At 47.4% G+C, this 21,745-nt stretch carries 19 protein-coding genes; 11 read left to right on the top strand and 8 right to left on the bottom strand.

Annotation, left to right across the window (positions count from 1 at the left end; genetic code table 11):
• The first annotated feature begins 106 nt into the window (after positions 1-106).
• The 5 genes from xseA (at position 107) to dapA (ending at position 5,614) form a co-directional block, all read left to right on the top strand.
• On the top strand, positions 107-1,417 hold the full coding sequence (gene xseA / locus ABWH99_RS12590; RefSeq protein WP_375582201.1) for an exodeoxyribonuclease VII large subunit: 1,311 nt from the start codon (positions 107-109) through the stop codon (positions 1,415-1,417).
• Positions 1,414-1,629 carry an exodeoxyribonuclease VII small subunit gene (gene xseB, locus ABWH99_RS12585; RefSeq protein WP_375582200.1) on the top strand — a complete coding sequence of 72 codons (216 nt, stop codon included), beginning with the start codon at positions 1,414-1,416 and terminating at the stop codon, positions 1,627-1,629. The genes xseA and xseB overlap by 4 nt, the downstream gene beginning before the upstream one ends.
• Before the next feature lie 103 nt (positions 1,630-1,732).
• The gene (gene ligA / locus ABWH99_RS12580) at positions 1,733-4,225 is read left to right on the top strand and encodes an NAD-dependent DNA ligase LigA (protein ID WP_375582199.1); all 2,493 of its coding nucleotides are present in this window, start codon (positions 1,733-1,735) and stop codon (positions 4,223-4,225) included.
• The gene (locus ABWH99_RS12575) at positions 4,222-4,716 is read left to right on the top strand and encodes a DUF6913 domain-containing protein (RefSeq protein ID WP_375582198.1); all 495 of its coding nucleotides are present in this window, start codon (positions 4,222-4,224) and stop codon (positions 4,714-4,716) included. Before ligA ends, ABWH99_RS12575 begins: the two co-directional genes overlap by 4 nt.
• A 4-nt stretch (positions 4,717-4,720) precedes the next feature.
• The gene (gene dapA, locus ABWH99_RS12570) at positions 4,721-5,614 is read left to right on the top strand and encodes a 4-hydroxy-tetrahydrodipicolinate synthase (RefSeq protein WP_375582197.1); all 894 of its coding nucleotides are present in this window, start codon (positions 4,721-4,723) and stop codon (positions 5,612-5,614) included.
• Positions 5,615-5,672: 58 nt separating this feature from the next.
• Here dapA and ABWH99_RS12565 read toward each other — a convergent pair whose 3' ends face one another.
• Both ABWH99_RS12565 and ABWH99_RS12560 read right to left on the bottom strand, forming a co-directional pair.
• Positions 5,673-5,846 (bottom strand): histone H1, encoded by a 174-nt coding sequence (locus tag ABWH99_RS12565; RefSeq protein ID WP_174238248.1) that lies wholly within the window; start codon positions 5,844-5,846, stop codon positions 5,673-5,675.
• A 96-nt stretch (positions 5,847-5,942) separates the two neighbouring features.
• A complete protein-coding gene (locus tag ABWH99_RS12560) occupies positions 5,943-7,193 on the bottom strand; it encodes an aminotransferase class I/II-fold pyridoxal phosphate-dependent enzyme (RefSeq protein ID WP_375582196.1) in 1,251 nt (416 codons plus the stop codon).
• 234 nt (positions 7,194-7,427) lie between these two features.
• Here ABWH99_RS12560 and ABWH99_RS12555 point away from each other — a divergent pair, with 234 nt between their 5' ends.
• Positions 7,428-8,015 (top strand): Maf family nucleotide pyrophosphatase, encoded by a 588-nt coding sequence (locus tag ABWH99_RS12555; protein WP_375582195.1) that lies wholly within the window; start codon positions 7,428-7,430, stop codon positions 8,013-8,015.
• A 14-nt stretch (positions 8,016-8,029) separates the two neighbouring features.
• Here the strand turns inward: ABWH99_RS12555 and ABWH99_RS12550 are convergent, their stop codons facing one another.
• Positions 8,030-8,587 (bottom strand): DUF4136 domain-containing protein, encoded by a 558-nt coding sequence (locus tag ABWH99_RS12550; protein ID WP_375582194.1) that lies wholly within the window; start codon positions 8,585-8,587, stop codon positions 8,030-8,032.
• 129 nt (positions 8,588-8,716) lie between these two features.
• Here ABWH99_RS12550 and ABWH99_RS12545 point away from each other — a divergent pair, with 129 nt between their 5' ends.
• From ABWH99_RS12545 to ABWH99_RS12525, 5 genes are all read left to right on the top strand, one after another.
• A complete protein-coding gene (locus ABWH99_RS12545; protein WP_375582193.1) occupies positions 8,717-9,448 on the top strand; it encodes a LamB/YcsF family protein in 732 nt (243 codons plus the stop codon).
• Positions 9,445-10,167 (top strand): allophanate hydrolase subunit 1, encoded by a 723-nt coding sequence (locus ABWH99_RS12540; protein ID WP_375582192.1) that lies wholly within the window; start codon positions 9,445-9,447, stop codon positions 10,165-10,167. Before ABWH99_RS12545 ends, ABWH99_RS12540 begins: the two co-directional genes overlap by 4 nt.
• Positions 10,160-11,008, top strand: coding sequence for a biotin-dependent carboxyltransferase family protein (locus tag ABWH99_RS12535; protein ID WP_375582191.1), 849 nt, complete (start codon positions 10,160-10,162; stop codon positions 11,006-11,008). Before ABWH99_RS12540 ends, ABWH99_RS12535 begins: the two co-directional genes overlap by 8 nt.
• A gap of 240 nt (positions 11,009-11,248) precedes the next feature.
• Positions 11,249-12,412 carry an FAD-dependent oxidoreductase gene (locus ABWH99_RS12530; RefSeq protein WP_375582190.1) on the top strand — a complete coding sequence of 388 codons (1,164 nt, stop codon included), beginning with the start codon at positions 11,249-11,251 and terminating at the stop codon, positions 12,410-12,412.
• A gap of 284 nt (positions 12,413-12,696) precedes the next feature.
• Entirely contained in the window at positions 12,697-15,192 is a 2,496-nt protein-coding gene (locus ABWH99_RS12525; protein ID WP_375582189.1) for a zinc-dependent metalloprotease, read from the top strand.
• Positions 15,193-15,503: 311 nt separating this feature from the next.
• Here ABWH99_RS12525 and ABWH99_RS12520 read toward each other — a convergent pair whose 3' ends face one another.
• The 5 genes from ABWH99_RS12520 to ABWH99_RS12500 all read right to left on the bottom strand — a co-directional run bounded on the left by ABWH99_RS12520 (position 15,504) and on the right by ABWH99_RS12500 (position 21,720).
• Positions 15,504-16,208: a DUF3307 domain-containing protein gene (locus tag ABWH99_RS12520; RefSeq protein ID WP_375582188.1), complete on the bottom strand. Its 705-nt coding sequence runs from the start codon at positions 16,206-16,208 to the stop codon at positions 15,504-15,506.
• Positions 16,205-16,819: a SatD family protein gene (locus ABWH99_RS12515; protein WP_375582187.1), complete on the bottom strand. Its 615-nt coding sequence runs from the start codon at positions 16,817-16,819 to the stop codon at positions 16,205-16,207. Before ABWH99_RS12515 ends, ABWH99_RS12520 begins: the two co-directional genes overlap by 4 nt.
• A gap of 91 nt (positions 16,820-16,910) precedes the next feature.
• Entirely contained in the window at positions 16,911-18,620 is a 1,710-nt protein-coding gene (locus ABWH99_RS12510) for an L-lactate permease (RefSeq protein WP_375582186.1), read from the bottom strand.
• Positions 18,621-18,634: 14 nt separating this feature from the next.
• Complete coding sequence (locus tag ABWH99_RS12505; protein WP_375582185.1) at positions 18,635-20,521, bottom strand: malate synthase; 1,887 nt, start codon at positions 20,519-20,521, stop codon at positions 18,635-18,637.
• A gap of 41 nt (positions 20,522-20,562) precedes the next feature.
• Positions 20,563-21,720, bottom strand: a complete 1,158-nt coding sequence (locus tag ABWH99_RS12500; RefSeq protein ID WP_375582184.1) for a YncE family protein — start codon at positions 21,718-21,720, stop codon at positions 20,563-20,565.
• Positions 21,721-21,745 lie beyond the last annotated feature (25 nt).

Genomic DNA, 21,745 nt, shown 5'->3' with positions numbered 1-21,745 from the left:
CTATTACCCAGGCTGGCTTTGTAAAGAAGCGGCAAATTCTACCGAAAAACCGGCCTTTTGCCGGTTTTTTTGGTTCAGACCCCGTGATTTTTTCGTTTCTTTGTGTATGCAACAGGCCATTTCATTAGTGACGCTTACCGAACAGATCAAACATGCCCTGGATGCAAATTTATCTCCCAGTTACTGGGTAATCGCCGAAATAGGTGAGCTGAGAGACTCGGTAAGGGGACATGCGTACCTGGATCTGATTGAAAAATCCACCACCGGGATGGTAGCAAAGATACGGGGTAATATTTGGTCCTATACCTACCAGACCATTCGAAGAAAATTCGAAAGGGTGACAGGCAGGCCCTTGCAAAGCGGGATGAGTATTCTGGCACTTGTGAACGTTCAGTTTCATGAATTGTACGGTATCAGTTTGATAATTAAGGATATTGATGCAAATTTTACGTTGGGAGAGCGGGCCAGAAAGCGTCAGGAAATCATCGATCGCTTGACATTGGAAGGTCTTTTAGAGCAAAACAAACAATTTGTCCTACCCAAAGTAAGTCAGAAAATTGCTCTCATCAGCTCGGTCACAGCGGCTGGATACGGTGATTTTATGACTCAGTTGGAGAAAAATGCCCAGGGATACCGGGTGCACGTGCGCTTTTTCCAGGCCTCCATGCAGGGAAACAATGCGGTCCCCGAAATAATTGAAGCGATCGAGCAAGTGGAAAAAAATCAGGTGGCGGAGGGATTTGACCTGGTGGTGATTATTAGAGGAGGCGGTGCCCAATCGGACCTGGATTGTTTTGACGACTACACATTGGCAAAAACCATAGCAAATGCCGCCCTGCCCGTTGTCACGGGCATCGGACATGAACGGGACGAGTCCATTGCCGACCTGGTGGCTCATACCCAGCTGAAAACCCCTACAGCCGTAGCTGCTTTTATTCTATCGGGTTTCCAGGAGTACGAAGATACCCTGCGGCGGCAAATGATGTACGTAGAACGATACACGCAAAAAAAACTGAAAGACGCCTCCGAAGACTTGCTTGGAAACGTACATTTACTTAAAAATCTTTTACAGGGAAAAATCACCGAGAAAAAAAATACGCTGAACAACGTCTCAAAAAACAGTCAGCGGCTTTCCCTCCATAAAGTAGATAAAATGCATATCCGGCTGGCCAATACGCTGGACTACCTAAAAAAGAACAGCAGGGGTAATTTGCACAAATCACTCCTGAAGATCGAACAATACGAAAAAATCGTCCGGCAGTCGGATCCCGTTTACCTACTATCCAAAGGATACACGCGTACTGAAAAAGACGGAGTTCCCATCCACAAGTGCACCCTCGAAACCGGTGACACGATCGTCACCTACAGTGTGGAAAAAAAGATAACCTCTCAAATAAAAAAAGTCGACAGCCCATGAAAAAAGCCACAAAAGACCTTTCCTACGATGAGGCGCTCCAGCGATTGGAAGCGATTGTTGCTCGATTGGAAGAACAGGAACAAGGAATGGATGAGCTTACCCAGTTGGTCAAAGAAGCCAGTTTACTGGTAAAAACCTGCAAAATGAAATTGAAAATGACCGAAGACGAAATAAAGAACGCTTTTCTGGAGGATGAAGGGTCGCCTGAATAATCCGCGAGGAAAATCACGTAAACTTGACCGAATTACATGCTGGGTACATGGTATATGAGCCAAAAATACTACATTTGAAAGAAGATACCTGTACCTTTTTTCAATGAACAAACCAAGCAAAGAAGAGGCGGAAAAACAAATCGCGGCACTGACAGAAACTATCAATTATCACAATCACTTGTATTACCAGGAAGACCGGGCGGAAATAAGTGATTATGAGTTCGATCAGTTGTTGAAAAAACTTACGGACTTAGAGGATTTTTATCCCGAACTAAGGCAGCCTGATAGCCCGACACAACGTGTAGGCGGGACGATTACCAAGAACTTCGAAACAGCGACTCACGCGGTCCGCATGCTGTCACTGGGTAACACCTATTCCAAGGAAGAACTAAAAGCTTTTGACGAGCGGGTCGAAAAAGGCCTGGGGCATCGTGATTTTGAATACCTCTGTGAGCTCAAATTCGACGGAGTGGCGATTAGTCTGGTGTATGAAAACGGACAATTGGTACGGGCGGTTACGCGGGGCGATGGGTACAAAGGAGATGTAGTCACAGAAAATGTTAAAACCATTCGCACCATTCCACTCCTGGTTCGGGGGGAGGAATCCCTGCCTCCTTATTTTGAAGTTCGCGGTGAGGTTTTTCTTTCGCGAAAGGAATTTGATAAAATCAATAAGGACCGAATACGCCGGGGCGAGACGCTACTGGCCAATCCAAGGAATGCTGCCTCGGGTACCATCAAAATGCAGGACTCCGCGGTCGTCGCCAAACGAAGGCTTAATTGCTACCTCTATCAATTGATTGCCGACGACCTCCCCATGCAGAAACATCACCAAGCCATCGATCGGTTGAAAACCTGGGGATTCAATATCTCTCCCACCTTTAGAAAATGTAGCGACTTGGACGAAGTACTCGCCTACATCGAGGAATGGCGGGAAAAGCGTCATCAATTACCCGTGGAAACAGACGGCGTAGTGGTGAAAATCGACGATTACCGCCAGCAAGAAGAACTTGGATTTACGGCAAAAATCCCCAGGTGGGCGATAGCTTTTAAATATCAGGCAGAAAGTGGAACGGCCACTTTACTTTCGGTTACCTACCAGGTGGGTAGAACGGGCGCCATTACTCCAGTAGCAAACCTATCTCCGGTTTTTCTGGCAGGAACTACCGTCAAGCGGGCCTCCCTACACAATGCCAACGAGATGTTACGACTTGACTTACACGAAGGAGACGTTGTACGGGTAGAAAAAGGAGGAGAAATCATCCCAAAAATCACCGAAGTGGTTCGGGAGAAAAGAAAAGATGGCAGCATTCCTGTCCGGTTCATTACCACCTGTCCGGAATGTGGTAGTAATCTGGAGAGAAAGGAAGGCGAGGCCAAACACTTTTGCCCCAACGAAGCTGGTTGTCCTCCCCAAATCCTGGGTAGGATGGAGCATTTTGTTTCCAAACGAGCCATGGATATTGATTCGCTGGGCACCGAGCGACTGCGCAGTTTGATCCAGCAAGGGTACCTCAGCAACCCGGCAGATATTTACGATCTTCCCGCCAAAAAAGACAGGCTTCTGGGCTTGGAGATCTCCGACGATCATTATACTAAAAGCAGCGAAGGGTACTTGCTTGTGGGGATAAAAAAAGCCCTTTATACGCTGACACAGCAGGTTCGACTAAAAGAGATTGAGTCCTTTTTAGAAGCGCAGCAGGCGACTGAATTGGTGGAAAAAATTATGCGTTTCGCCCACCAATGGGACACGATCCCAGGAAAAAAAGCGGAGGATACGAGCCGGTTGCACTGCCTGGTCGAACTTCTGAAAGAGCAGAACTTCGACGCCGTGGATGACTTTGTTCCAGTAGCCAGCGTGCTCGCCTGCATCCTACCGGAAGGAAGAAAACGTCTGCAGGAGCTTACCGCACTTTCGAAAAATAAAAGCACCCTTCATGAGCTACTCATGCGGGGAGACTTGGAGATTTCCGAGGCAGATCTGGACCAAATCAACAAGCTCAAAGGGGGCACCTTTCAAGAAGGGGTCATTCAGAACATGATGGAAGGTATCCGCCAATCCCTTTCCCAGCCGTTTCCCAACGTATTGTTTGCCCTTGGCATTCGCAATATTGGGGAGAATACCGCGAATGTATTGGCGCGGCATTTTAAGAGTATCGATCGATTAATGCAGGCTACAGACGAAGAACTGCTGGATATTAGTGGCATCGGCGAAACGCTGCTCCACAGCATGCGCCATTTTTTTTCCGAAGATAAAAATCTGGATATCATCACTCGTTTAAAGGCACACGGCCTTCGGTTTGAACTTGAAGAGGCCCAAATGACATTAGCCAGTCGTGCCCTGGAGGGCAAAAAAATACTTGCCTCAGGAAAATTAAACCACTTTAAACGAGACGAAATCATTGCATTTATTGAGTCCCACGGGGGTACCTACGTGAAATCCGTGTCAAAAAATCTGGATTTTATCGTGGAGGGCGAGGAAATGGGACCCAGCAAGAAAGAAAAAGCCACTAAAATGGGAATTCCACTCGTATCCGAAGAGGAATTTCTTGAGATTTGTAATCCATCTAAAAAAAGACTAAACGACGCACAATGAAGTGGATCAGGGAATATTTCGTAAAAAACGCTTTGGAGAAACCAAGGAAATTGAAGGCCCAAAAGTCCATCTTATTGCATATAGAAAACATCAAAACCATTGCGATATTGGGCAACAACAAGGAGGAAATTGATCAGATCGCTGCCGTGGTACACCGGGATTTGGACGACAAGATCACCATCCTCGGAAACTACTACGATGAAAAATCTGTCGATAAACAGGCATTTTCCTATAAAGATTTTACACTATTTGGTAAACCGGGAGAAAAACTAAACGAATTACTTTCCGTTCGCCCGGATTTGATTATTTTTACTTCGGAGAAGCTAAATTACTTTACCCTTTATCTACTCCAATTACAAGCTTCCTCCTACAGCATGGGTTTTTTTAGCGAAGAACTAAAACCCTATTTGGATTTGATGCTAAACAAAGAGGAAAAAGATATCCAATCGGGTACGGCATTATTGATTAAATACTTAAAGCAGATCAATTAGTACAATGAAGAAATTCAGAGGCACTGGTGTGGCATTGGTTACCCCTTTCCTGGAAAATGGCGCCATTGATTACCCCGCCTTGGAACGGGTAATTGAGCATGTGATACAAGGCAACGTTGATTACCTCGTCGTGCAGGGTACCACTGGAGAGTCGGCAACGCTAACGGAATCAGAAAAACTCGAAGTTTTAGCCTTTACAAAAAAGGTTAACCGACGGCGACTACCTATTGTGTATGGATTGGGAGGAAACGATACACGGGCAGTACTTACAGCCATCGACAAAATCGATTTCTCGGAGGTGGATGCCGTTCTTTCCGTGAGCCCCTACTACAATAAACCCAGTCAAGCCGGAATTATTGCGCATTACCAGGCCATTGCAAATCGTTGTCCGGTACCGGTAATCCTATACAACGTACCCGGCAGGACCATGTCCAATCTCAGGTACGAAACCACCCTTCAACTCGCCCAACACCGAAACATTATCGGTATCAAAGAAGCCAGCGGAGACATGGACCAGTGCATGCGTATTGCCAAAGATAAGCCGGATGATTTTTTGTTGATCTCCGGTGACGATATGTCCACCACCCTGATGCGAAGCATTGGTGCCGAGGGAGTCATTTCGGTGATGGCAAATGCCTACCCGGAAATCCTGGGAGCCATCATCCACGGAAATGAGACCTATTCGAAAAAAGGGACATTCAGCCTGTTGGAAATCAATCCACTGATGTACGAAGAAAGCAATCCAGTAGGAGTAAAATGCCTGATGCAACTCATGGGGCTTTGCGAGGATTTCGTCAGGTTGCCCCTTGTCAGGGCTTCTGAGGACTTAAAGGCACGTATAAAGACAACTGCCGAACAAATAAATACTCGGCTATTTTACTCACCTCACCTTGATTGATAAAAATAAATAAATAAAAAAAAAAGGGAACATTTAAACAAGTTCCCTTTTTTTTGGACTACGAATTCTTGATGTCTTGAACCTCTTTTCGGATATCTTGAGCCAAATTTTTCAAATCCTGCATGCCTTTTCTTACCCGTGTGCCAGCTGCTTGATTTTTCTTATCGTAGAATTTTTCAAAATCAGCTTCCAGCGACATGATAAGATCCTTGATTTCACTAAATCTGTTCATAATTAAAAGTTAATTTAGGTTGATGATGAGATTAATTTTTGATTCAATATAGTTAAAATGTTTATAAAACTACAGTTTGACAGGTATTTTCTACCATTATTCACCAAATGAAGCGGCAAGCTCAGTAGTTTTGTAGAAACCGGTATTCAACTTACCCTTAATGGCTTCAAAAGCTTCGATGGTTTCTTTCACGTCTTCCAGCGAATGAACAGCAGTGGGAATCAATCGCAATATAATCATTCCTTTTGGAACCACCGGGTAAATAACCACAGAACAAAAAATATTGTAATTTTCTCGTAAATCTTTGCTGAGTGTGGCCGCTTCTCCCACAGTGCCATTCAAGACCACCGGTGTAACCGGCGAATTAGTCGTACCGATGCTGAAACCCTTCTCCTTCAGGCCGTTTTGCAGGGCGTTTACCACTTTCCAGAGATTTTCCCTAAATTCCGGCCTACTTCGAAGCATTTCCAGACGCTTTAATCCGCCCTCTACCATTATTAATGGCAAAGCTTTCGCAAATATTTGGGAACGCATGTTGTATTTCAAATAATGAATCACCCGGGCATCTCCGGCGATGAAAGCACCTATACTGGCCATGGATTTGGCAAAGGTAGAAAAGTAAAGGTCCACCTGGTCTTGTACGCCCTGTTCTTCTCCACTACCTGCTCCGGTTTTGCCCATGGTACCAAAGCCATGTGCATCGTCTACCAGCAAGCGAAACTGGAACGCCTCTTTGTATTTGACGATCTCCTTTAAATTACCCATATCGCCCGTCATCCCGAAAACTCCTTCCGTGATAACCAATATTCCTCCTCCGGTTTCTTTCGTCAGCCTTTCTGCCCGCTTCAATTGTTTACCCAGACTTTCCATGTCGTTGTGAGGGAACACAAATCGTTTCCCCATGTGCATTCGCAGGGCATCAATGATACAGGCATGACACTCCCCATCGTACACGATGACGTCTTTTCGGTCAATTAGCGAATCAATTACGCTCATGATTCCCTGGTACCCGTAATTCAGAAGGTAGGCTTTTTCTTTCCCGACAAAAGACGCCAATTCGTTCTCGAGCTTTTCGTGAAGATCGGTATTTCCGGACATCATCCTGGCCCCCATCGGATAGGCAGCACCCCATTTTCTAGCCGCTGCCGCGTCCGCCTCCCGGACTTCGGGATGATTTCCAAGACCCAGGTAATTGTTTAGACTCCAGGTCAATACTTCTTTCCCCTTGAACTTCATCCGGGGGGCAATCTCCCCTTCAAGCTTCGGAAACATAAAGTATCCCTCTGATAACTCGGAATGCTTTCCCAGGGGACCAAGGTTGGTGTTCAGTTTTTCAAATATATCCAATGTACAACTACTTTGATGTAAAACAAGTCTAACGTATAATTAGGTATTTAAACCTCCAAAACTACTATTTTTAAGTGGTTTCCGCAAAATTAAGCTGAATTTTGCCAGTTAAATTCCCTGCAGAACAAGGAGTGATTACTCCCGGGAATGAATACTTTTGCTTATTGACGAAATCTTGAACACGGGTGCTGCCGCCTGAAGGCACTAACGCGCACCGCTACCGTTTACCAATTTATGGAAATCATTGATAAAACCATTGTCCTCGGGTCAAAATCACCCAGAAGACAACAGCTACTGAAAGAATTGGGATTTTCTTTTACCGTGAAAACCATGGATACAGATGAGTCCTTTCCCGACGCGATGGATAAATCTGCGGTCGCCACCTTTCTTGCCGAAAAGAAAGCAGCAGCGTTCCTTCCCTTCCTGGACGATCGAGAAGTCCTCATTACGGCGGATACCGTCGTACTCGCCCGCGACCGTATTTTCAATAAACCCGAAAATGAGCGGGAAGCCCGGGAAATGTTGCAGGCGCTACAGGGAGATACCCATCGGGTGATCACCGCAGTTTGTATACGAGACCTGAATCAACAGCTGCTGATTTCAGATAGCACACAGGTAGAATTCTCTCCCCTGGACGGTACGGAAATCGATTACTACATCAATACCTTTAAACCTTTCGACAAAGCCGGCGCGTACGGTATACAGGAATGGATCGGATTGGTTGGCATCATCGGAATAAAGGGGTCTTTCTACACCGTGATGGGCCTGCCGGTACAAAAGGTGTATCAGGCGATCAAGTCTACCTACGATTTACGTTACTAGCAGCAGAGAAAACCTCAGGTAGCGATGGTTTTGGAAAAGGCTCTGAGTATTTTATCGACAGAAGTTTCCAGATTTTTACTTTTTTGTTGTGGCTTGTTAATTTCACCAACCGCACTGATTCGTAACACGACTTTGTCTTGCCGGGTATCGATAAAATCTACGACCAGCTCTCCCATATCGTAATTTTCTACCCGGAATCCACCCATATTCGGGCCGTAAGGCATCATCCAGGGACTGTACATGCCCCAGCCAAAGGGACTCATCATCGGCATGGTGTTGATTTCCTTCTGCCGATCCATTAGGTTTGTATTGTACCGCACAATCAAATCCGGTTTTTCCATGTTTTCTTCAAAGCCAAAGGATTCCATGCCCAGGGTAAGGCTATTGTGGAGATTGTCCTCCAGCACCGGTGATTCGAAGGCATCTTTGTCGTAATATTGATTGATTACAAAAAATGTTTTGTAGTCCTCAACACTGGCCAACTCGTTTTTTTCCATAAACACGCGCACGGGACTGCAAGCGACCAATCCGATCAAAAGCGAACCCAACAATATGCTGCTACTATATTTCATAAATTGTTCCTAAATTTCTACCTTCAAGACGAAATCTATTAGCAAAATGTTGTATGGAAGTCGAAGAAATAAACTACCAGGGGTCTTTACCTTTCCCTGGGGCCAGGTTCAAGTCAACAGCCATTCCGAATGCAAAACAAATTGGACATCAATTGTGACCTCGGCGAAGGCATGGGCTCAGATGAGGCAATGATGCCGTTTCTGGACAGTTGCAATATTGCTTGCGGCGGACATGCCGGCGATGACCGCTCCATCGCTGCGACTGTAGACCAGGCCGTACGCCATGGCGTAAAGGTAGGCGCCCACCCCTCCTATCCGGATCGAAAAAATTTTGGTCGAAAGCCGCTTGAAATTCCCTTTACGAAGCTACAAGATAGCTTGATGGATCAAATACTGCGAGTAAAAGAAAGCGCCAAAAATCACCAGATTCCTCTTCATCATATCAAACTCCACGGGGCGTTGTACCTGGAAAGCCTTACCAACGCTTCCCTCGCGGATAATCTTATCGATTTTTTGCAGAAGGAATTTCCCGAACAATGGATTTATGCCCCCTTTGGCTCCGCCATCGCCCAGGCAGGAATGGCAAAAAACGCCCGGATAACTTATGAAGTATTTGCCGACAGAATGTATCTTTCCGCCAGTCAACTACTAAGTAGAACTCATCCACGAGCAATAATAACCGACCTAACCAAAATCATCGAACAGGTGTCCCTATTTGTGAAAGAAAGACGAGTAAAGACGATAAACGGGGATTATCATTCCGTAAAGGCCGATACCATCTGCATACATGGGGATCATCCCCTTGCGGTGAAAATCGCTCCGCTAGTTGCCCGCCTAACAGCCGGAACCCAGTTTCCATGAACTATCCCGTAAAAGTCCTATCCATCGGACCTGAGATTATTGAATTACATTGGCCGGAAGAAATATCCGAGGCCATACTTTTCGAAATTCTTACCTACAAAAATTGGCTAAACGAACGATGGGGAGATAAAATCCAGCGGATGTACCAAGGATATCAGGTGCTGGGCATGCAACTAAAAACCGGTTTGACTAATGAATCCTTGGTGAAGGAGTTGCGGGAGCAGCTCAACTCACCCATTCCAAAGCCACTTCGCCCACCCAGGGTTCGGTCCTGGAAGATTCCTGTTTGTTACGAAACAGCGTTGGTTCCGCAACTTCCCCTGTACCTGGATAGAAAATCGATTTCCTGGACCCGGTTTGTCACCCTACATACGGCAACTCTCTATCGGCTGTATTTCTACGGATTTTTACCGGGATTTATGTATCTGGGCGGACTTAGCGAGGACTTGTTTATTCCTCGAAAAACCATTCCGGACAAGAAGATTTCTGCCGGATCCGTAGCAATCGGCGGAAGACAGACCGGTGTGTATCCGATGGACAGCCCCGGAGGCTGGTACGTGGTCGGTAAAACGCCCGTCTCTTTTTTTAAAAATGGGGAACTACAAGTGCCCTTCCGCGCCGGAGATTCCATTCGTTTTGAGTCGATACCGCTGGCGCAATTTGAAGAATTGAGGCAAAAAGAAACCTTTTGCTGGACAAAGTGGGAGGACCATGGCTAGACTCTATTTTGAAAAATCCGGTATACAAACGTCTTTGCAGGACCTCGGCAGGGCCGCCTTTGCCGACCTGGGCATCCCCCTGTCCGGACCCATGGACGAGTCGGCTTTTCGTCTAGCTAACCACCTGATGCGGCGTTCTCCAAACGAAGCCTGTATCGAACTGTATATGGGAAACGTAGTGCTCTTGTTTGAAGCTTCCTGTCAAATCGTGCTCACCGGCGCACAGGTGGAAATGTGCAGCGAAAATCGCAGATACACCACGAACCAACTCTTTCAAATACCTGCTGGAGGACGACTGGTAATCCCTCAATTCATTTGGGGACAATGGGCTTATTTGGCAATCAACGGCCTTTTTTGTACCGAATCGATCCTGGGGAGTAAAAGCTTCTACCCGGGTATTTCCATAAAAACCCGATTTTTGGACGGAGACGAGTTGCTGTACAAACCCCAGGGAACACCGGTGTCGCAGACCTTTTCAACGATTAAGCCCAGGAGGCCCGAAAAGGTACCGGCACTTGAGGCGTTTAGCGCTCCCTCCTTCGAATTATTATCTGTTTCCCAAAGGGAGATGCTCCAGAACCAGGTATTTACCCTTTCGCGAACCCAAAATAGGATGGGAATACAATTGGAGGAAAAGATCCCCCACACATTGAACGAGTTGATATCCAGCCCCGTGTATCCCGGAACCGTTCAGCTTACTCCATCAGGGACGTTGATTGTACTGATGAAGGATGCACAAGTCACCGGTGGATACCACCGGATTCTCCAGCTACCCACCGCTTCCATCGCACACCTTGCACAATTACGACCGGGCGATACGTTTTGTTTTAAGCTACCGTAAGAAACGAGGAAAAGCCTTCCATTGATGCAAATACCATCACACTGAAAACTGAGTCCATAATTCACCCAATTTCATATTTTTTTATTTTAATACCGTATCTGGTAATTATTTTTTCACCCTATTTTTTGATTTTAAATGAATTATTTGATAATATTGATCTATATTTCAACCACTACTACGACCCGATTTTTCAATAAGCCCAGCTTGACAGAACACGATAATCACTTTAACCACATTGACATGATTGAACAGAGACGAGACTTTATTCGGAAAGTCGGTATTGCTGCGTTGGGAGCGGCAAGTTTAAGCAATGGGCTGTATGCATCGTCACAAAAAGGGCATGCGGATTTTGCCATCCTAAGCAAGACTCGCTTGCCGCCAGTGAAAATTTCGGCCTCTCGGGTCATCAAGGAGAGCGTAGGCTTACGCCCTTTTCGGCGCTCTGGCCCCAGGATTGAAACTCAGGAACTGGGGAACAAAAAAATTATTCACAACTACGGGCATGGAGGCAGTGGATGGTCGTTATCCTGGGGTTCTGCCATGCTTGCCGCAGAAATGATACCTCAAAATACCGACCTGAAAAAGATAGCGGTTATGGGATGCGGCGTCTTGGGTTTATCCACCGCACGCACCTTGCAAAAAAAGGGATACGAGGTAACCATATACACCAAGGATGTGTACCCCAATGTTACTTCCGCCATGGCTACCGGAACCTGGTCACCCTCTCACAAATTAATCGATCCGGATAAAGTGACGGAGGAATTTCAAGAAAAATTCAAACGTGCCTTCTATCATTCCTACCATACCTACCAGCGTATGTTGGGGCTAAACCAGGTGGTAGACTGGATGGATAACTATAGCATCAAAGGAGAAAACACTGCTGTTACCAACCCCAGTGAAGCTACATTGAAGTCACAATTGATAACGAAAGAAATGGATATTTATCCCAAAGGAGAACCACTATCCAGAGCGGAAAATCCATTTAAATTTAAGCAAGTTACCAAAAACCCCACCACGATATTTAATATTCCTTCCTATCTGAAAATGCTTACCAATGATTTTCTGCTTGCCGGAGGAAAACTGGAAATAAAGGAATTTAATCGCCTGGAGGACGTGGACGCATTACCAGAAACATGTATCGTCAATTGTACCGGACTTGGAGCAATGAAGCTATTTGGCGACAACGACATGGTCCCGGTTTCTGGTCAACTTTGTTTCCTGATCCCGCAGCCTGAGCTAAATTACCGGGCGAATATGTCCGGGGTTTATTTCATCCCCAGAAGGGATGGGATCATGCTGGGAGGAAACCATATCGAGGGAAACTGGGACACCAGCCCCGATCCTACAGTTAAAGAAAAATTCTTGACCACCGTAGAAGTGATGATGGAAAATCTAAAAGGATAAAAATAAAGAGGAAACTCCAGATTAGGACCGGAGCTTCCTCAGGTTGAACTTAGCCACTAACAACTAATTCATCTCAAACTTATGAAAAATTTATTGAAAAAACATTTTTTGAGACCGGGAACGTCGGCATTAAACCGATTAAATTCGGACTTGCTTGCGATTCGGCCACTAATTTTGATTCGGTACCGTGGATTCTGCGTTCGGCCAGTCCCAGTATCCCCCTGGAAGTAGCGGCCAGTTGCGTGTCATTGACGTATTTTTATTGCATACGAACCCTAATCTACATGAATGCAACCAGGTATCCGATTGGCCTTGGATTTCTTATAGGCTGTTGTTTTTATTTTCAGGCGGCAGTCGCTCAGGATTGGTCTGCCCGTTCGCAGTCGATCCCTTCCATCTCGGCAGTCACCGAGGGAATGGAAAAAAAACCCGGCTTCATTGACCTGTATTGGGATGAGAAGACAGGAAACCTGTGGATGGCAGTACCAGACGACGAACAAGAATTGCTGTACTACCCTTCCCTGGCTGCCGGGCTGGGGTCAAATGACATTGGCCTGGACCGAGGTAGATTGTCTCCGTCTCAGGTCGTACGATTTAAGGCGATTGGGAGCAAATTGCTAATGGAGGCCGAAAATTATACCTTCCGGGCTTCGGCCACAAATCCATTGGAACAACGTGCGGTAGCGGAATCCTTCGCCTCTTCGGTACTTTGGGGCTTCAAAATCCTCGCAAGGGAAGACCATCGGATTTTGGTAGATGCAACGGACTTTTTTCTCCAGGACGCCATAGGCGTGGCCAATAGCATCAAAAGAGCCGGGCAGGGAAGCTACAAAACAGACCCCTCCCGGTCTGCCATCTATCTCTCTCGAACCAAAAGCTTTCCTGAAAATACAGAAGTCGAAGCCAGTATCACCTTTACCGGAGATCAACCGGGGAATTATATTCGAGAGATTGTTCCCGACCCAAAGGCCATACACTTGCGAATTCACCATTCCTTCGTGAGACTACCGCCGGAAGGGTTTGAGATCCGGACCTTTGATCCCAGAGCCGGAGTAAATGCGCTGACCTATTTCGACTATTCCAGCAAGGTGGATCAAAATCTGGAAAAAAAGATCATGAGACGGCACCGATTGGTGAAAAAAAACCCTGGTTTGGCCCCAAGTGAGGTAGAAAAGCCCGTCGTGTATTACATAGATCCCGGTACTCCAGAACCGATTCGTTCCGCCCTGATGGAAGGAACTTCCTGGTGGGCCGAGGCTTTTGAAGCGGCCGGATTTATAAACGCTTTTCAAGTAAAACTACTTCCGGAAGATGCTGATCCGATGGACGTGCGGTACCATTTGGTACAATGGGTACACCGTTCCAGCCGGGGCTGGTCGTACGGCGGAGGAGTGACCGACCCACGGACCGGCGAGATTATTAAGGGCAAAGTAACACTAGGCTCGCTTCGGGTTCGGCAGGATTACCTCATTGCCCAGGCATTGGCAGCGGATTTCGATACAAGCCTGCCAGAGCATCAAGCGTTGATGGACCTCGCGTTGGCTCGGATGCGTCAATTGGCCGCCCACGAGGTAGGGCATACGCTTGGACTGCCACATAACTACATTGCCAGTGCCAAAGGCAGGACTTCCGTAATGGATTACCCCCACCCTACACTGACGCTTTCCGCGGACGGATCTATTGACCTATCAAATGCGTATGCAGAGGGAATCGGTAGTTGGGACAAGGTCGCCATCAAAATGGCCTATGCAACCCTGCCGGAAAACAGGAACGAGCAAGAGGTCTTTGACCAGTGGGTTCGGGAGTACCGGGAAAACGGACTGGATTTCCTTTCGGACCAGGACGCCCGACCCGTAGGCTCCGCGCATCCTGAAACCCACTTGTGGGACAACGGTGCAAATCCCGTAGAAGAACTTAAAAACGTACTGAATATTCGGGCGAAAGCACTTGAGGGCTTTGGTCCCAAACTTCTTCCCAAAGGTATGCCGCTGGCGCAATTGGAAGAACTCCTGGTGCCCGTTTACCTGCTCCATCGGTACCAGGTAGAAGCTGCCGCAAAGGCTATTGGAGGGGTGCGCTACGGATATGCGTTAAAAGGAGACAACAGCAAAGGCCACCAAACGGTGCCGCGAGAGGATCAACTCAACGCACTGGATCAATTGCTCCAAACACTGGATCCGCAAACCCTGGCTATCCCTGAGCACATTCTCGCGCAACTGCCTCCCCGGCCCTTCGGCTACAATCCGGATCCACGAGAGGTCTTTAGACGACATACTGGACCGGTATTCGATCCGATTGCCCCTGCAGAAATTGCAGCTCATCATACCCTTACCATGCTTTTGCACCCGGAGCGAGCCGCCAGATTGATCAGCCAGCGTGCACTGGAGCCGCAACAAGTCGGGCTGGAGGAATGTATCGAGAAGATCTTTCAAAGAACCTGGTACGTCCCGGCCACACCGGGGTATTTTTCAGAAATAAAACGGTCGGTGGACAAACTGGTGCTCCAACACTTGACGGAGCTGGCTGCCAATACTTCGACATCGCCACAGGTAAAAGCAGTTACCCTGGCGAAGATGGAAGAATTAAAAAACTGGATGCGCAAACAGGTTCCGAACGAATTTGCGCAAAAGGCACACCTGGTATTCTGCCTGAACCAACTGGAAAGATTTGAACAAAACCCCTCAGAAAAATTTAGACTTCTGGAACCCTTGCCGGCGCCGGCAGGTGCACCAATTGGCCAACTAGCAGCGTATGGGGCCGAACCTTGTCTCGTGTATTGATGGGCCTTTTTATCATTAACTAGGGTTAATTTTTTTATCTTTAATAAGTTGGAAAGGAAAAGAGGAGGTAGGTTACCTCCTCCTTTTTTTTATCCAGTCCGACGGAATACCCGAACCGTCTGCTCTTTTTACCTGGCGGCATCTAGCCCGGATTTCGCCCTGTTTGACTGGTCGGTTTAATTCCCCGTGTTGGTTTCTTTTTACCGCCGAAGGCTGATTGCCCGGCTAATGCCCGGCAGGTACCAAAAGATCACGGCCGGTACATTCGCTGGTAGCTAATCCCTAACCCGGCATATGCGGGAGCTATGGGGTTACCGCAGTAAAAAAAGGTCGTAAAGGAGTCCGCACAAAATTGCCAAACCAAAACTCAATAGTGTCCCGATCAGAATGTATTCGGTGAGTTTTCTGTCCTTTGACTGCCGCAGGTCTCCAAACCGAAAAACGGATTTGGCTGCAACCAAAAAGCCAATTGCTTCCCACCTGCCTGCCAGAATAAATGCGAAAACAAACCAGCGCTCAAGGATACCGATGTATTGGCCCGCCTTTTCCAACGAAGCTCCTGTGTCGTCAGGTAAGGGAGACCATTTGGAAATAATGGTCTGAATGATTACCGAGGCCGGTATGGACAGAAAAAACCACAAGGTAAGCAGGAGCCAATGGCGCTCGGATAAGGAAAACCCTGGAAGCAGCCTGGGATCGTAGTACATGGCGGCCAATAGTAAAACCAGCGCATGTGCAGCTTGATCGACAAAAAACCAATACCTGCGGGTTTTCGGCTTTTGTGCACTGATTTTTACCAGGTCAATCAATCCGTGTGTTGCAACAATCGCTGCTACCAGTGGCCAGTAGTGTAGCTCGCCCAAAAGTAAGAATAGCAAGGCAGCGTGTACCAGCAGATGCAGGTAAAACGGTGCCGCTCGAAGTTTCTTAGACTCTTTGGCCCGAACCCAGCGGATCGGTTGTAAAAGAAAATCGCCCAGCAAATGCGCAAGTATCAATTTAATCAGTAAAATCATTCAAGCTGCTTTTTAAGGCGTTTGGGAAAATAGTCCAAAAAAGATTCGATAATATCAAAGTGAGCCCTCGACAAGCGTGCACTTACTGCATGCTGGCTAATGTGTTCCAGGGCACCAAGCTCCGTTTGGTTTTTATCCGGATGCTTAAAAACAAGGTGAACCATTCGGGCCGAATTCGCCGTCCAATCGTCCATAAAAGTGAGACTCATTTTCAGCATCAAATTGATTTCCTCGTCAAACTCCGAATGGGTCGTCTTAATCCGTATTTTCTGGCGGTGCTCCTTCAAGGCATCAAAAGCTTCTCCGGAATGAATGTACGCAGTGCCGTTATTTTCCAGAAGACGGGCTGCAGTAAAATCCTCCGTCCCTATCCCTATTCCCATGCGACAATCCAATCCGTTAATGGATCGGATTGCTGCCTTTAGCCGCACGACCACCTGTAATGCTTGCGCTGGGTCTCTAATCTTTAGCTGAAAACTGTCTCCCCGGTAGATTTCCCAATCCGCGCCGGCTTTGCCCCAGATCCCCAATTCCTCCTTCAGCGTTCTCATCCACCGATCCGCTGCAACCTTTCGTGAATCCACGATGTCCCCGGTCACTATCGCCACCATATTTGGTCTATTTATACTGTATTTAAAGGATATCTGAATTTATCATATATTTAGATGATAATCAAATATATCATGTATTTAATAGATATAATCAACTATTGATCAGAAATCGATCCACCACGCCAAACATTCCGACGAGCGCCATACCAATCAGGCCGGTTACAACCAGGTAATAAAGGGTAGGAAAAATGGTTTTTCTCAGCACACTCCCCTCCTTACCCAGCAAGCCTACCGTAGCAGAAGCTGCTACCACATTGTGAATGGCAATCATGTTCCCTGCAGCAGCTCCTACTGCCTGCAGCGCCAGAATCCAAGTAGGCGCCATTCCAAGATTCGTTGCAACACCGTATTGAAACAGACTGAACATCAAATTACTAACGGTATTGCTTCCGGCTATGAAAGCTCCCAATGCCCCAATCATCGGGGCAAAAAATGGATATACCATTCCCACTTTCCTGGCGGTCCACTCCGCCATTAACAAGGGCATGCTGGCTAGTCCGGAATCTGTTTCTCCCGAATTGATGTACACACGGACCATTGCCACTGCAAACAATAGTACCAGACCAGCCTTTAAAATCATTCGACCACTGTCCGCAAATGCCGCACGAACCTGTCGACCATTCATGCCATGCAGGAAGTAGGTGAGAAAGCAGACAATCAAAAGCAAGGTACCGGGAAGGTACAAGGGACTACTACTCGCAGAAATCCCTGTTCCCAGCAAGTCTTCAACACCAACCGAAAATCCACTTAACCATCCTTTTAGCGGTAGCTGGGGCAATCGGCTCAGGACCAACAAAACCGCTAAAATCAGGTAAGGCAACCAAGCCCTGTGCAGGGAAATAGCCGCTTTCGGCGTAGTGGGGTTTCCTTTCCGCGAACGAAGCTCCATGCTGCCTTTCCAGCTTTCCGGCCAATCCGCCTCAGCTTCGATATCCCAGGCTTTTTTGGGCAGCAAAAACCCCTTCTTTGCTGCAGTCACTACCAGGCCCAGGCCCAGCAGTGAGCCCACCAATGATGGAAACTCCGGCCCCAGATAAAGCCCTGTCAGCAGGTAAGGCAGGGTAAACGCACAACCCGAAAACAAAGCAAATGGAAAAACCTCCAACCCCTCTCTCCAAGACTTATTTTTTCCAAAAAAGCGACACAACATCACTACCATCCAAAAAGGCATGAGCGTTCCGACCACTGCATGAATAATGGCTGCATTCGCCGTAACCTTCAACAAAACTTCTGAAAATTCCCAACCCAAAAATGCCAACCTTTCTGTAAGCTCTGGATTCTCCAAACCTCCCCTGATGCCGACAAGTATGGGCGTTCCCACGGCTCCAAAGGTAACCGCCGTGCTTTGTACCATCAGTCCCAAAATCACAGCGGACAGCGCTGGAAATCCGAGGGCTACGAGCAATGGGGCAACAATGGCTGCAGGCGTTCCGAATCCAGCTGCCCCTTCAATAAACGAACCGAACAACCAGACAATGATGATAACCTGTACACGCTTATCCCTGCTAATTCCCTGGAAGCCATTTCTGATCGTATCGACACCGCCGGAGTAGCTAAGAAAATGGAGCAGGAGAATGGCGGCGAATACAATGTACAGGATGTCAAATGTGATAAAAAAACTTTGCAGCACTGCCGCCAATATCGTCACCGGCCTCAAATCCCAAAAAAAATAGGCCACGACCACCGTCAGCAAAAAGGTAATGGGCATGGCTTTTCTGGCAGAAATTCGAAAACCCACCAACAGCAATCCGGCGACAAGAATGGGACAAATGGCAAGGAAGAACAGTAGGTCTGGACGCATGGCTCAAGTCAAAATCAAGCCGAAAAATCAAGGTTTGCGGTAATCCGCTGACCCGTTTCCTTCAACTGCTTCACGTACATATGAATCCTTTTCTCCGCTTCTTTCTGGCTGAAATTGTTCAGATTGATATTCAAGAGGTCTATAAACCAGGGGATTTTTGTAGACTCCTTCACATACACTTCCAGAATGCGTCTGGCAATAGGCAAGGTTGAAGTTTTGGAGGACTCATGAACATCTTTACTACTGGCTTTCAACAATTTATCATATTCCTCCACCAGTAGCTGTTCAAACAATTCCAACGTAAACACATCGCCGGCAGTAACCCCGGATGCTGCATCGCTTTCCGTAATGATAGCTTTTTTATGCAGCCACTCCCAAAGAATACTCAGGCGGATTTCACCCGTTGCCATGTCTTCCATCAGGTAGAGCACGTCCTCGTTGCCGAAAAAATCCGCGGGTTTGAGCGCTGCCGCCTGCATGCCCTGGCCAAATGCATTCCCGTATTGCAAGCCCACGCTAAGTAGGTTTCTTGCGCCCCGTATCGTCCGCGGAGCCTCCTCTAACAGGACCAGGCCGGCAGCATCTTCGGGCGAATACCCCAGAGGTGGAAAGTTCCTGCCCATTTGGTTTGGTTCGCCCACGCGCTGCCACACGGGCCGTACGATATGCACCATTTTCCAGTGTGCTACCCATTTACCGCTCGCTCCCTCTCGCTGTTCTCTTGCGGCCCCGGCCAACGCCTTCTCCATGCTGGACCGGACCCCTGCTTCGGATCCCACCGGAATATTTGGTTCCATACCTCCCTGCCAAAGGGCATAATTCCCATTTGCATCGGGCGTATTAACCGCCCGTCGTACACGGTCTTCGTAATTTCGCATGTACCCATAGGTCATGCCTATGGACTCTATATTGGGATTGATGAAGTCCGGATCCCAAGACAAGGCATCCGAAACACTATTGATATAATCCCATCGACCGGTATTGTATCCAACAAAATGCTTACCCAAAACCGCACGAATTTCCATTAGTTGAAACGTTGCCTCTAGCTGTTCCACCAAGACATATACTTTCACCGTACCAATGGGCAATCCCAGGTGATTTTCCAGCGCAGTAATCAATCGGTTCCATAACGCCGCCTCTTCTGCCGTCTGAATTTTCGGCAAATACAAAACCACCGAAGACCCGGCATCCATTAGTGCCCGATAGTTATTGGTGACATAAAGCGTTAAATCGGTAATAGAGGCCGAAAAAGAGATTCCTCCTGTCAATTCTATGTGTCGGTCATCCAGATGCAGGCCCCTTGCTCGGAAAATCTTGGTAGTAAAATCCAATTGAGAGCGCCAATCAGAAATTTTTTCTTCACCGAAAAACGATTGGCTCCAAGCATTCATCTGTGCAGCCACCGATTCGGCCACCTTGAGGAATACGGGAGAGCGTTGGATGGCCAATTTGAGGTTCCGTTGGTTATCCAGAGACATGGTATTTACCTGACCCAACGCATCTTCTCCATCAAACATCCAGCCATCCGCACCCGAAAGGAGCGCATAGGCCACATTTCGAATACTATTTTCTAACGGGGCGTTGGGCTTAGCGCCCGGTCCCGTTCCCTGTATCCATTGTCTTTGCAAATCAGCGGGCACCATCGCTCCTTCAAAATTACCCGCTCTGGCATCTTTGACCCGGATATCGCTACCCGGAATACGGGCCTCGGGATTTAAGAAATCAATGCGTATTGCTTTTTGTGCCCGTTCTTTCCGCCGTTGCATGCGAATATCCATCAGTTTCTTTACCTCCCGATTGAACGGAGCCATGATCTCCAGCGCGTCCAATACCTCTTTGGTGTAGACATCTGCATACGTTTCAATTAGTTGATCCCGAATAATGATTTTTTCTTTGTTCATAGTTTACTAAAAACCGTTCGTAGGTTTTGGATTGGTTGGTATTATTCTTGGTTGATGGTTATTTTTCTTCCGAGGCCAAATTGATCCCCTGCTGCCTGGACCTGCCCGTTTACCAAATGTAACTCGATCATCTTTTCACTCGCCACGTAATTATGATTCTCGTCCTGAAGCAAGTAAAGGATTTTTCGCGTTTCCACATCGATAACTTCCCCGCTGGAAGGATAGGCGTAGCGACCATCCCTACTGAAGGTAATCCACCCGGGCATATCCTGCAATGGAATGGTGGTCAATTGCTGGTACGGTGGAAATGCCTGAAACAAATGCAAACGCATATTGTGCCCATCGCATACCCACACCTCCGTTTCATCCGGGGTCAGGCCAATTCCGTGGCTGGGATTTCCGTGCCGGCGCACCGGCCCCTTTTCCCATCCCTCTACCTGGATTTCGGCAAGCACTTCTCCGGTGTGCAAATCTCCCACTTCAAAACCGAGTCGTTCATTTACATTCACAAAAACCAGTGATTCCTCGCTATTGATGGTAAACGGTCGGATTCCATGAGAAAAAGGACCGATTTTTCGAGTCACTTTATGCAGACGGGTATCTGCTACATGAAGGTAGGGCGAGTTGATATCGGCCAGGTAGGCAAAGGATCCTGAGGCACCGTAAATGGTATTATGGGCACGCTCGTGTACGGAAATGGTGGCCATACGATCGCCCGTTTCACAGTCGATGACGTTCCAAAAATCCTTCTCCAGAGACGGTAAATACATGGTCCTACCATCTGGAGAAATGGCCATACGATCCGCGCCTCCCTCGTAAGCCCGCTCCCAAACGATTTTTTCCGTTTTGAGACTCAATCGTTGCACCCCTTCCAGAGTACTTATAAACAGACTATTGAGAGGAATACTGACAGCAATTCCCTTTACATTGGATGGTTTGCCATTCGAAGAATAGCCTCTTGTCGGAATTCGCTTGACAAACCGATGTTCCTCCTCGATGTCAAAAACCAGTATTCCATGCCCCCCATAGCCCAGGTAATTCCGGATTCCAGGAACCGCTACGTAAAGGTATTTTTTTGGCTTATCCTCGTCAACCAGATTCCCTGCAATGGCAAAGTGGCTGGAAAATCGAGAGAAAAGTACAGATAAAACGATACTCAGTGCCAAAACGTGGCAGCGAGGAATGGAAGAGCTGTGCATGGTGATTTCGGGTTAATCCTTCTCA

The organism is Cyclobacterium xiamenense (genome assembly GCF_042140265.1).
GTDB lineage: Bacteria > Bacteroidota > Bacteroidia > Cytophagales > Cyclobacteriaceae > Cyclobacterium > Cyclobacterium xiamenense_A.
Note: the sequence above shows the minus strand (reverse complement) of the source record. Positions and strands in the feature narration are given on the sequence as shown.

What these genes read in the sequence shown, in the direction of transcription:
- xseA (WP_375582201.1), top strand. Translation starts at nt 107, where the DNA reads ATGCAACAGGCCATTTCATTAGTGACGCTTACCGAACAGATCAAACAT.
- xseB (WP_375582200.1), top strand. Translation starts at nt 1,414, where the DNA reads ATGAAAAAAGCCACAAAAGACCTTTCCTACGATGAGGCGCTCCAGCGA.
- ligA (WP_375582199.1), top strand. Translation starts at nt 1,733, where the DNA reads ATGAACAAACCAAGCAAAGAAGAGGCGGAAAAACAAATCGCGGCACTG.
- ABWH99_RS12575 (WP_375582198.1), top strand. Translation starts at nt 4,222, where the DNA reads ATGAAGTGGATCAGGGAATATTTCGTAAAAAACGCTTTGGAGAAACCA.
- dapA (WP_375582197.1), top strand. Translation starts at nt 4,721, where the DNA reads ATGAAGAAATTCAGAGGCACTGGTGTGGCATTGGTTACCCCTTTCCTG.
- ABWH99_RS12565 (WP_174238248.1), bottom strand. Translation starts at nt 5,846, where the DNA reads ATGAACAGATTTAGTGAAATCAAGGATCTTATCATGTCGCTGGAAGCT.
- ABWH99_RS12555 (WP_375582195.1), top strand. Translation starts at nt 7,428, where the DNA reads ATGGAAATCATTGATAAAACCATTGTCCTCGGGTCAAAATCACCCAGA.
- ABWH99_RS12550 (WP_375582194.1), bottom strand. Translation starts at nt 8,587, where the DNA reads ATGAAATATAGTAGCAGCATATTGTTGGGTTCGCTTTTGATCGGATTG.
- ABWH99_RS12545 (WP_375582193.1), top strand. Translation starts at nt 8,717, where the DNA reads ATGCAAAACAAATTGGACATCAATTGTGACCTCGGCGAAGGCATGGGC.
- ABWH99_RS12540 (WP_375582192.1), top strand. Translation starts at nt 9,445, where the DNA reads ATGAACTATCCCGTAAAAGTCCTATCCATCGGACCTGAGATTATTGAA.
- ABWH99_RS12535 (WP_375582191.1), top strand. Translation starts at nt 10,160, where the DNA reads ATGGCTAGACTCTATTTTGAAAAATCCGGTATACAAACGTCTTTGCAG.
- ABWH99_RS12530 (WP_375582190.1), top strand. Translation starts at nt 11,249, where the DNA reads ATGATTGAACAGAGACGAGACTTTATTCGGAAAGTCGGTATTGCTGCG.
- ABWH99_RS12525 (WP_375582189.1), top strand. Translation starts at nt 12,697, where the DNA reads ATGAATGCAACCAGGTATCCGATTGGCCTTGGATTTCTTATAGGCTGT.
- ABWH99_RS12520 (WP_375582188.1), bottom strand. Translation starts at nt 16,208, where the DNA reads ATGATTTTACTGATTAAATTGATACTTGCGCATTTGCTGGGCGATTTT.
- ABWH99_RS12515 (WP_375582187.1), bottom strand. Translation starts at nt 16,819, where the DNA reads ATGGTGGCGATAGTGACCGGGGACATCGTGGATTCACGAAAGGTTGCA.
- ABWH99_RS12510 (WP_375582186.1), bottom strand. Translation starts at nt 18,620, where the DNA reads ATGCGTCCAGACCTACTGTTCTTCCTTGCCATTTGTCCCATTCTTGTC.
- ABWH99_RS12505 (WP_375582185.1), bottom strand. Translation starts at nt 20,521, where the DNA reads ATGAACAAAGAAAAAATCATTATTCGGGATCAACTAATTGAAACGTAT.
- ABWH99_RS12500 (WP_375582184.1), bottom strand. Translation starts at nt 21,720, where the DNA reads ATGCACAGCTCTTCCATTCCTCGCTGCCACGTTTTGGCACTGAGTATC.